The organism is Nitratireductor aquibiodomus NL21 = JCM 21793, assembly GCF_000615975.1.
GTDB lineage: Bacteria > Pseudomonadota > Alphaproteobacteria > Rhizobiales > Rhizobiaceae > Nitratireductor > Nitratireductor aquibiodomus.
Genome location: NZ_BAMP01000133.1, coordinates 1 through 9,105, shown reverse-complemented (window position 1 = coordinate 9,105; position 9,105 = coordinate 1). Strand labels below are relative to the sequence as shown.

The 9,105-nt window shown below is 59.8% G+C and carries 3 protein-coding genes, 1 tRNA gene and 4 pseudogenes; 2 read left to right on the top strand and 6 right to left on the bottom strand.

All coding sequences use genetic code 11. The features are described from left to right. Window positions 1-230: 230 nt before the first annotated feature. The 6 genes and pseudogenes from JCM21793_RS29385 to JCM21793_RS27705 form a co-directional block, all read right to left on the bottom strand. Window positions 231-1,220 (bottom strand): FkbM family methyltransferase, encoded by a 990-nt coding sequence (locus tag JCM21793_RS29385; protein WP_155983513.1) that lies wholly within the window; start codon window positions 1,218-1,220, stop codon window positions 231-233. Window positions 1,221-1,476: 256 nt separating this feature from the next. Next, window positions 1,477-1,552 (bottom strand) — tRNA-Phe (locus tag JCM21793_RS21810). A 154-nt stretch (window positions 1,553-1,706) separates the two neighbouring features. Then, window positions 1,707-2,551, bottom strand: a pseudogene (locus tag JCM21793_RS27715) (ABC transporter permease). Then, window positions 2,541-3,310 (bottom strand): annotated as a pseudogene (locus JCM21793_RS27710) (ABC transporter ATP-binding protein). The pseudogenes JCM21793_RS27715 and JCM21793_RS27710 overlap by 11 nt, the downstream one beginning before the upstream one ends. A gap of 43 nt (window positions 3,311-3,353) precedes the next feature. After that, the gene (locus JCM21793_RS21795; protein WP_025031713.1) at window positions 3,354-4,373 is read right to left on the bottom strand and encodes an ABC transporter substrate-binding protein; all 1,020 of its coding nucleotides are present in this window, start codon (window positions 4,371-4,373) and stop codon (window positions 3,354-3,356) included. A 414-nt stretch (window positions 4,374-4,787) separates the two neighbouring features. Then, a pseudogene (locus JCM21793_RS27705) lies at window positions 4,788-8,206 on the bottom strand (indolepyruvate ferredoxin oxidoreductase family protein). A 142-nt stretch (window positions 8,207-8,348) separates the two neighbouring features. On the opposite strand from JCM21793_RS27705, the gene JCM21793_RS21785 reads away from it, so the two are divergent. Continuing rightward, window positions 8,349-8,828 (top strand): Lrp/AsnC family transcriptional regulator, encoded by a 480-nt coding sequence (locus JCM21793_RS21785; protein ID WP_036541401.1) that lies wholly within the window; start codon window positions 8,349-8,351, stop codon window positions 8,826-8,828. A gap of 52 nt (window positions 8,829-8,880) precedes the next feature. After that, a pseudogene (locus JCM21793_RS27700) lies at window positions 8,881-9,105 on the top strand (homoserine dehydrogenase); the annotation flags it as partial.

Here is a 9,105-nt window from a genome sequence, read left to right as displayed (position 1 = left end):
GCGGAGCAGGTCATCACGGTCGAACACTGGCTGAAAGAACGGATTTTTCACTTTCACGCCAAATAATTTAAGCGTGCCAAACCGCAAGCCATGAATGTTCGATCGGTGGATGAGTGATGGTCGCGTTCAATTCCCGAAAGCAGTTCGTTGCACCGGTTCAAAGCGGGTGCAAACCCCGCTCGATCTAAATGCCCGGAGAGCGCGATCGCGAGGGCTTCAGCGCGACATTCTTACAGCTCAATCAGTCTTGGATTTGCCCAAAGGTGAACGCCATCGATAGCCACATGTGGAACACCATCTGTGATCGGCGTGACTGCGGGTCGATCCATCTCCATTTTCCAACCTGCGCTAAGGAATATATCGCTCAATCGGCCCTCGATAGCTCTCGAATGTGTGCCGATCAAAACCCTGCGAACTAAGCCCGAAACTTCTTGGAAATTACCCTCCACAAAATCTACTTCCGCACCCTGAATATCAATGTGCAATAGATCAATGACCTCGCCATCGGAAACCGCGTCAAGGGTATAGCAGTCCAAAATTTGCTTTGATGGATCATTTTCAGCTTGTTGGAGTTCCTCAGTTGAAGGCGAGAATATAGCCTGACCGCCCCAAGCCGCCTCACCAGCTGTAAAGTTAGGAAAAATTGCCTTGCCCTTACCCGGCCCCGCTACACCGTTAAAAAGCTTGAAATCGATGTCCGTAAAGCCGTTTAACTCTAACGTCTTTTTGGCATTCAGCAGGTGATTTGCATCCCCTTCAATGCCCAGCAATTTCACCGACTTACCTAGGCTGCGCGCTGCCACACCGGTGTTAGCTAGCCAGCATCCCCATCCACATCCGAGTTCAATAATTCTGAAAGTATCTCCTGATTTCTTAACCGCGTGAAATGCAGACGCCCATTCTGCGATATCCGCGTGCCAATTTCCTGGTGACGGTGGGGCTTCAACGGTTCCTCGTTGCGCTTCCAAGATTGGGGGGTAGACATCAATTGGTGTTTTCAGTCCTATAAAGTTAATTGCAATATTAGGATCAGGTTCCAAATCGTTACGTGCAAATTCCTCGATAAGCTCGATCGGATTCATCCCAAAAGCATTGTAATAAAACAAAGCGCCCATCGGATTTTTGAAGGCTTCGGGTAATATAGGTGCCACTATCCGTGGTTTCGGTTGGGTGGGAATTATGTTGAATCTATCCTTGCGCCGTTTTAAAAATTCAAACATCTTCTTCTCCTCATAGGGTCAAGTTAACGGCATAAACAATTTCGTCATCGTTTCAAAACTGATTTCGATGAATGTCGTCCTGCGGATTTCGAAAAACCAACTTCCGGAAATCACGGCAGCCCTAAAACAATAAGCCGCCACACTGGCGTCCCACCTAGGAGGTTTAATATATGACACAGGGCTTGACGACAGGCACGTCAAGATTCACAGATAAATCTGTTAAAGAATTGATCTATAGGGATTATCTAGGCAAGAATGGTGCCCAGGGGCGGAATCGAACCACCGACACGCGGATTTTCAGTCCGCTGCTCTACCAACTGAGCTACCTGGGCAAACCCTGCTTCACATTGCCGGGACAGAGATTTCTGCGGGCGGTGGCGGGGTTGGTTCTCCGCCGGAAGCGCGTGGGTTATAGCACGAGATTTTCCGCTGACAAGCGCCCTTCGGTCGATTTGCAGGGACTTTTTTCAAAACCCGCGCGAACCCTCATGTTCGCCATGAAAGAAGGCGCTTTTCAAGCTTGCCGATCAGCCACGCAATGATGAGGCCGATGACGGAGAGAAGCGCCACGCCAGCGATAAGCTGGTCGAGGGCAAAAAGCGCACCGGCCATCAGGATATAGGCCCCGACGCCGAATTCAGCGCCGATCATCTCTGCCGCCACAAGCAGAACAATGGCGATGGAAGCGAGATGCGAAAGCCCGAAAGGATGGCGGGCATCGCGCCCGGCACGATGATCTTGCGCACGATGGAAAGCCACGACATGCCAAAGGACTGGCCCATGCGAATGAGATTGCGGTCGACATTGTCCACCCCGCCATAGGTGGCGATCACGGTCGGAAAGAACGTGCCGAAGAGGATGGTCGCCACCTTGGAGCCCTCTCCAATGCCGAACCAGATGATGAAGAGCGGCAGGAGCGCGATCTTGGGGACCGGAAAAAGGGCAGAGACAAGCGGCAGAAGGCCGGCGCGGGCAAGGGAGAAGAGGCCGATGAAAAGGCCGACCGCAATGCCAAGCAGGCTGCCCAGCGTCCAGCCGACAATGAGCCTGTAGAGACTGGCTCCCAGATGTTTCCAAAGCATACCCGTCTGGAAGAGATCGCCCAGCGCACCGAACGCCTCGGAAGGGGCTGGCAGGGCAATTGAGCTGATGAAGCCTGAACGCGAGCCGAGCTCCCAGACAGCGAGAATGGCGAGGAAAACGAGCGGCGCGACTGGGCCCAGCGGACGGTGGACAAAGCCCCCGCCCCGGAAGGGCACCGGTCGCTGCCCGCCTGTTTCGGAAACACCGGCACCGGCGACGGGTACATCGCGCGTGGCATCATGCGACATTGGCGATCTCCCGGTCGGCTTCGCGGGCTTCCTCACGCATGATGTCCCAGACGCGGCGCTGCAGGGTTTCGAGCTCCGCCAGCCGGTCGACACGCTCTGCAAGCGGCATGTCGATCTCGACCACGTCACGGATACGTCCCGGCCGGCGAGACAGAACGATGATGCGGCGGCCAAGCCGCACGGCCTCGTTGAGGTTGTGTGTGACGTAGCAGGCTGAAAAGCGCTCGCGGTCCATAACGCCACGAGATCGTCCATCAGGAGTTCGCGGGTCTGGCTGTCGAGCGCGGAAAGGGGTTCGTCCATCAGCATGATGGCCGGCTTGACGGCAAGCGCGCGGGCAATGGCCACCCGCTGCTTCATGCCGCCGGAGAGCTGCCGGGGCAGGGCCTTCGCGAAATCGGAAAGATTGGTGCGCGCGAGCACATCGGCGATGATGGTACGCCGTTCGGCTGCAGCGATGCCGTGATCTTCCAGAACGAGGCTGACATTGCCCTCCACGCTGCGCCAGGGAAGAAGGGCAAAATCCTGAAAGATGTAGGTCAGCGGATTGAGCGAGCCTTCCGGCTCGGGTCCGGAAAGAAGCGCCTGACCTTCATCGGGCTTTTCCAGTCCGCCGGCGATGCGCAGAAGCGTGGACTTGCCGCAGCCCGAGGGGCCGACGATGCAGACGATCTCTCCATCATCCACCGTGAGCGAGATGTCGTCGAGGACGGTCCTGCCGCCATAATGATGGGTGATGTTTCTGAGAAGAAGCTGCATCGATCCAGAAAGGCTGCCCCGGCGAGCCGGGGCGGCTTCATTGTTAGCGGGTTTCCACAAAGCTGGTGTCGACCAGCTTATCCATCGTCACGCCTTCGGGCACGAGGCCTTCGGATTTGAACCACTCAAGCTGGTCCTCCACGCTGGCGATGCTCAGCGCCGCACCTTCGTTGATGCGCATCGCGCCGGCGCGAATGCGCGGATCGGCCTTTTCGAGCGGCTGGTCGGAATAGACATATTTGTGGATCATCTCGACGATTGCGGCCGTGTCTTCCTCGCTCATGGACTTGTCGACGAGGGCGGCGTTGTAATCGCTGATCCCCTCGGAAAGGCCAGTGAGGAAGCGCTCGACCAGCTCCTTCTTTTCGGTCGCATTCTTCGTCGAGGTGAACACCGTGGTGACCTGATAATTGTCGATGTAATCAGAGACTTTGCCGATCTCCACTACTTCCGGACCCCTGGTGAGTGCGCCGGCGATGTTGGGCACGATGGACCATGCATCGATCTGACCGCTCTTGAGAGAGGCGATGATGGCCGGCACCTTCTGCAATGGCTTCACCTGGATCTCCGCACGGTCAAAGCCTTCCTTGTCGGCGATCTTGTGTGCCATGTAGTGGAAGGAGGAACCGGTGGTGGTGATGCCGTAGCTGCGGCCTTTCAGGTCGGCGGGCGTTTTCACGCCGGCATCGTATGCGGCCCTGGAGGCGAGGATCTTCTGGCCGTCGATCTCGGGCGTTTCCTGCAGGGCTCCGCCGATGATCTTGACCACGCCCTTGTCGGCAAGGCTGATCAGGCCACCGGAAATGGCTGTCATGCCGAAATCGACATCGCCCGATGCGATGGCAACCGCCATGGGCTGCGCGGCCTGGAAAGACACGAACTCGACCTCGAGATCCTGCGCTTCGAAATAGCCTTTCGCCTCGGCAATGATGCTGGGCGAATGAGATGTGAGCGACAGAATGCCGACATTGATCTTGTCTGCAGCCTGCGACGGTAGTGCAAATCCGACAAAGGCGGCGGAAAGGGCGAGTGCACCAAGCGTACGGCGGGTGATGGCAGTCATTGGGGACCTCTCAGAATATCTTCAACTGATGCTATTTGCACAGGCGGCGGACCGGAGCAAGCAAATGGGACGACAAGAAGGTCAAAAGATTTTTTGAAACTGTTTTATTTCAAAGCCTTACGGGAAGTTTGCGCGGAGTGGAGAAACCGGGCGCAAAGCGCGTTTCATGAGCGTTTGCGCTAGACTCTTCGGTTGCCATGGAAAGCATCCGTCGTCTCCCTCGTCATCCTATGGCTTGACCATAGGATCCATGCTGTTGCGGTGGACATTGGTACAGGCGTGGAAAACGAAGCGCATTCTTTGAGAGGCCGGGCTTTGCCTTCGGCGTTCTGGCATGAATCCTCGGGTTAGGCCCGAAGATGACGAAAGAGCGGGGTGGGAAGAGGGGAGAGAGGGCAAATCTTCAGGCTGGGCCTAAAGACGTGCCTCCATCTCGGAACGGATGCGCTTGGCTGCTTCCTCTTTGACCGGACCGTAGCCTCGGATCTGCATCGGCAATGCAAGGATCTCGCCCAGTTCTGCCGCGTTGCCGGCGTCGAGTTTTGCAAGCGCCTTCTCCACATGTGCCTCGTACCAGCCGATCAGGTCGCGCTCCATGCGCCGCTCCGCCGTGTAGCCGAACGGATCGAAGGCGGTGCCGCGCAGTCGCTTCATGCGGGCGAGCATGCGGAAGGGCATGCGCACCCACGGGCCGAACTGGCGCTTGAATGGTCGCCCGCGCGCATCCGTGCCGGAGGCGAGAAAGGGCGGGGCGAGATGATGGACGATGCGATAGTCACCCTCGAACTCACCGGCGATGCGCGCGGAAAAGCCCGTTTCCGTGTGCAGGCGTGCGACCTCGTATTCGTCCTTGTAGGCCATCAGCTTGAAGAGCGAGCGGGCGACGGCGCGGCTGACGGCATCGCCGCCAAGCGGAGCCTCGGCATCACGCACGCGATCCACGAGGCGACGGTAGTGCGCGGCATAGTCCGCGTTCTGATAGTCGGTCAGGAAAGCTTCGCGGCGGGTGACGATCTCGTCAAGCGTTCCATCCGTCTGCGGCTTCGGGTCGAGCAGGCCCTTCAGCGCGTCGGGCTTTTCCGCCGCCAGACGGCCGATGAGGAAGGCCCGGTGGTTCTTCTCAATGGCGACGCCATTGAGCACGATGGCCTGGGTGAGCGCGTTGAGCGAAACGGGCACGAGGCCCTTCTGCCAGGCAAAGCCGAGCATCATGACATTGGCGAACACCGTGTCGCCCATGAGCTTTTCGGAAAGACGGTTGGCGTCCATGGCAGCGAGCGCATCCTTGCCCGTCACGCCTTCGATGGCGGCAAGCCGCTGGTCGACGCGAAGGCTCGCATCACGCTTGCGCACGATGTCGCCAGTGGGCATCTCGGCGAGATTCACCACAGCGCGCATGCCGGGGCGGTAGCTGGCCGAGGCCTTGGGGGAGGACGACACGACAATGTCGCAGCCGATCAGCGCATCGGCTGCACCCCGGTCGATGCGGACCTGATGGATGGCGTCGGGAGAGGATGCCAGCCGGACATAGGAGAGCACCGGCCCGAATTTTTGCGCAAAGCCGGTGAAATCAAGGACGCTGGAGCCGCGTCCCTCCAGATGCGCGGCCATGGTGATGAGCGCGCCGACGGTGACCACGCCGGTTCCGCCCACGCCGGTGATCATCAGGTCGAAGGGGGTGTCGAGCGCCGGAAGCTCGGGATCGGCCAGATCGGCGGCAAGCTGCGCGAGATCGATCTCCATGCCGGAGCGCTTTTTGCGGGTTGCGCCTTCGATGGTGACGAAGCTCGGGCAGAAGCCGTTTACGCAGGAAAAATCCTTGTTGCAGGACGATTGGTTGATCTTGCGCTTGGTGCCGAACTCGGTTTCGAGTGGTTCGACGGAGAGGCAGTTGGATTCCACCGAGCAGTCGCCGCAGCCTTCGCAGACGAGGTCGTTGATGACGACGAATTTCTTCGGGTCTTCCATCTGGCCGCGCTTGCGGCGGCGGCGTTTTTCGGTGGCGCAGGTCTGCTCATAGATGAGGACCGAGACGCCCTTCACCACACGCAGCTCACGCTGAACCGCATCCAGTTCGCGGCGGTGGTGGATGGTGGTGCCTGCCGGCAGCTCGCCGGGCTGGAATTTTTCCGGTGTGTCGGAGACGAGCGCGATGCGCTCAACGCCCTCGGCGCGTGAGGAATGCGCAATGGCCTGAACGCTGACGGGGCCGTCCACCGGCTGACCGCCGGTCATGGCCACGGCGTCGTTGTAGAGGATCTTGAAGGTGATGTTGGCCTTTGCGGCAATCGCCTGCCGCACGGCCATGGAGCCGGAGTGATACCAGGTGCCTTCGCCGAGATTCTGGAAGACGTGGTTCTTGCCGGTAAAGAGCGAGGAGGCTGCCCAGTTCACGCCCTCGCCGCCCATCTGGATCAGCGAGGTGGTTTCGCGGTCCATCCAGCTTGCCATGAAATGGCAGCCGATGCCGGCCAGCGCCTGCGAGCCTTCCGGCACTTTGGTTGAGGTGTTGTGCGGGCAGCCGGAGCAGAAATAGGGCGTGCGGGTCGCGCCTTCCACCTGAAGCGAGATGGCTGGCGTGGCAAGGCTCTTTTCAGCGCGCTCCACAAAACCGTTGCCGGGGAAAATGCCTTCGAGCCGCCTTGCGACGATGGGCAGAAGCAGGCGCGGCGAAAGCTCGCCGGTCCACGGCACGAGGCGTTCGCCATCCTCGTCGCGCTTGCCCACCATGGCGTGCGGCTTGTGGCCGGGCCAGTCGTAGAAATATTCCTTGAACTGGCTTTCGACGATGCCGCGCTTCTCCTCGATGACGAGGACTTCCTGTTTGTCTTTCACGAAGTCGAGTGCTGCGCGGCGGGCGAGCGGCCACACCATGCCGATCTTGTAGATGTCGATGCCGAGCTGCCGGCATTCGGCCTCGCCAATGCCCAGAAGGCGCAGCGCTCCATCAGGTCGAGATGGGCCTTGCCGGTGGTGACGATGCCGAAACGGGCATCCTTCACATCATAGATGTGGCGGTCGATGGGGTTGGCTTCGGCAAACGCCAGAACGGCGTGCTTCTTCGCCTCCATGCGCTCCTCGATCTGCGGGCCGGGAAGGTCCGGCCAGCGATAGTGGAGCCCGCCGGGAGGCGGGGTGAAATCGGGCGTCTCGAATCTGCGGGGGAGTGGGATGTCGACGGAGGCTGCCGATTCCACCGTTTCGGAAATCGCCTTGAAACCGACCCACATGCCTGAGAAGCGAGACAGCGCGTAGCCATATTCGGCGAAAGCCAGATATTCCGACACGCTGGCCGGATTGAGCGTGGGCATGAACCACGACATGAAGGCGACATCCGACTGGTGCGGCATGGAGGAGGAGACGCAGCCGTGATCGTCGCCGGCGACCACCAGAACGCCGCCATGGGGCGAGGAGCCATAGGCGTTGCCATGCTTCAGCGCATCGCCCGAGCGGTCGACGCCGGGGCCCTTGCCATACCAGAGGCCAAAAACGCCTTCGACCTCGCGCTTCGGGTTGGTCTCCACCTGCTGGCTGCCGAGCACGGCGGTGGCGGCGAGATCCTCGTTGACGGCGGGGAGGAATTCGATGCGGGCGGCGTCGAGTCGGCCCTTCGCCTTCCATAACTCCAGGTCGAGCGCGCCCAGCGGCGATCCGCGATAGCCGGAGATGAAACCTGCCGTGTTGAGGCCGCTCGCGCGGTCGCGGCGCGCCTGATCGAGCACGGCGCGCACGAGCGCCTGCGTGCCGGTCATGAAGACGCGGCCCTTTTCCTGGGTGTAGCGGTCCTCGAGCTGATAGCGCGCGAGTTCGCCAGCCTTGGGTTGGACGGTCATGCAGTTCCTCCAGTGCAGACTGGAAGAATTCTAAACCGGCAGGGGTGGAATTTTGTGCCAGATTTGGCGATTGGAATTTGGTTTCTGGAAGGATTGTCCGATATATACGGGTGTATCGGAGAATTTTTCAGGAATTGGACCTATGCCCGAAAAGCTGAACGAACAGGACAAGAAGCTTCTGGATGCGCTTCAGGCCAATTGCCGGCTCTCGAACCAGGAGCTGGCGGACCGGGCGGGCATGTCTGCCTCGGCCTGCTGGCGGCGGGTGAAGGCGCTGGAGGAAGCGGGGCTGATCACGCAATATGCGGCGCTGATGGACGTGGAGAAGGCGGGGCTCGGTTTTCAGGCCATCGTGCATGTGTCGCTGACGCGGCATGATCACCGGCATGTGGACACGTTCATCGCCGAGACGCGGCGGCGGCCCGAAGTGCTCGACTGCTACTCCACGACGGGAGAGGCGGATTATCATCTGCGCGTCGTGTGCCGGGACCTGGCCGCCTATAACCGGTTTCTCGAAGATTTTCTGTTTCGCCTGCCGGGCATCGCCAATGTGCGCACCAACCTCGTTCTGAAAGATATCAAGAAAAACAGTCCTGTTCCGGTGCAGCTTAAGGCCAATTGACAATCGGCGTTCGGTCACTTCCCTTTCGGGCGCCAAATGAGGAGGAGTTCGAATGACGAATGTGGCGCTTACCGGCCTTGCGCGCGATCTGGAACAGCGGGCGTCGGAAGGCCGACCGGTGCGCATCGGCCTGATCGGCTGCGGCGAGATGGGCACGGACATCGTCACGCAGGTGGCGCGCATGAAGGGCATCGAGGTGGCGGCCATCGCCGACACCCGGCCCGAACGCGCGGCAAAGGCGGTCAAGATCGCCGGGTGCGCCGCAGAGAGCGCGGTG

Coding starts and splice junctions, on each gene's coding strand:
- JCM21793_RS29385 (WP_155983513.1), bottom strand. CDS start 1,220: ATGTTTGAATTTTTAAAACGGCGCAAGGATAGATTCAACATAATTCCC.
- JCM21793_RS21795 (WP_025031713.1), bottom strand. CDS start 4,373: ATGACTGCCATCACCCGCCGTACGCTTGGTGCACTCGCCCTTTCCGCC.
- JCM21793_RS21785 (WP_036541401.1), top strand. CDS start 8,349: ATGCCCGAAAAGCTGAACGAACAGGACAAGAAGCTTCTGGATGCGCTT.